General features: G+C 43.3%; 1 protein-coding gene. It reads left to right on the top strand.

From position 1 onward, the window contains the following. Positions 1 to 845: DUF4912 domain-containing protein (locus tag F6K53_RS42420; RefSeq protein ID WP_293086531.1), on the top strand; the 845-nt coding region annotated here is incomplete at its 5' end. Positions 846 to 1,427: the final 582 nt, after the last annotated feature.

The raw sequence follows: 1,427 nt of genomic DNA, 5'->3' as shown, positions 1-1,427 counted from the left end.
AGATTCCGAATGAACATAAAAAAGAACTGCGCTCTCAGGGAGGTCAACAACTCGCTCTAAGGCTCTATGATGTTACTGCAATCAAACTGGATGATCAAAGTCCCCATAGTATCCAAGAATATCCCTGTGATGAGCTAGCGCGAGAATGGTATCTACCCATGCCAGTTAGCGATCGCGACTATGTAGTTGAGATTGGTTATCGCTGTGAAGATGGTCAATGGCTAGTTCTGGCTCGTTCAGCACCTATCCATGCCCCCCCAGCCTATCCCTCTAAATGGATGGAAGACCAATTCATCACGGTCAACTGGAATGATAATTTACAGGGTAAGACTGTCCTAAAACTTCTGCCACCTAGCCAAACAGCTAATGGGAGTAGCTCGGAAATGCCTAATCCCCCTATCTATGGCGAAATCTTTGGCATAACTCAATCTGGGGAATCTCAGGCAGTAGCTGGTTCTGTTTATAGTTCTATGCAGCAAGTTCCAAGGTCAGCAATAACTTCCAATGCTTTCCCTTCGGGTATTGGTAAGTGGGTTTCTCCAAACATGTCGGGAGCTGGTTTGAGGGATTATGCTCCCCCTGCTCCTTCTCCGGAATTGTTGTTACTGGCAGATGCGGAGCTAATTATCCATGGTACCACTGATCCTGATGCTTCCGTTACTATTGATGGACTTCCGGTCAAGATTAACCCAGACGGTACCTTCCGCTTCCAGATGTCTTTGCAGGATGCTCTGATTGACTACCCAATCATGGCAGTGTCAGCGGATGGCAAGCAAACTCGCTCAATTAATATGAAGTTCATCCGCGAGACGCCATCATGTCATACTGATATGGTGTTCAATTGAACACAATGATTGAGTGCAGTCCCCACCCATAATTTTCAATGATATTTTATAAGTTGGGTGGGGTAAGTCAAATCAGCTTTTGCATCGCGAAGCGTCAGCTTCTATGGTAGGATCCCATTGGTATGGCAAAGACTATTGGGCTGTCGTTGCACTACCAAGTCCTGCCATCATCCAAGTCCTGCCATGTTTGTGATGTTCATTGCTTGTTTCTGAGCGGCTTTTCGAGGGCAAAAATTAGGCGCTCAAGCAATTCCCAATAAGGCGATCAGGATGATTGAACTGCTTTGTTACCATAACAAGTGCGGAAGAGCAGTAAATTAAGGCAGACGATTATTATAAATAAATATGCTATAACTATTGGATTTTATAGTCGTCAAGATAAATTGTAGCTTTTGATACAATTTATCTAATAGTTTGTATAGGTATATACTAACTATTGCTATATAGTTCAAGAACTAGCATTTGCCTATAATTGCCTATAATAAGGTGAGAATTCACACTTCATACTTCTAAGGAGTTCCCCCGACACTAGCCAAGGGATTTTTTTGCCAAGAGTTAATAGGTGTGCTTGACCCATTAAGA

Source organism: Moorena sp. SIO4A1 (assembly GCF_010672065.1).
In the GTDB taxonomy this organism is placed as follows: Bacteria; Cyanobacteriota; Cyanobacteriia; order Cyanobacteriales; family Coleofasciculaceae; genus Moorena.
This window is presented reverse-complemented; position numbering and strand designations above follow the sequence as displayed.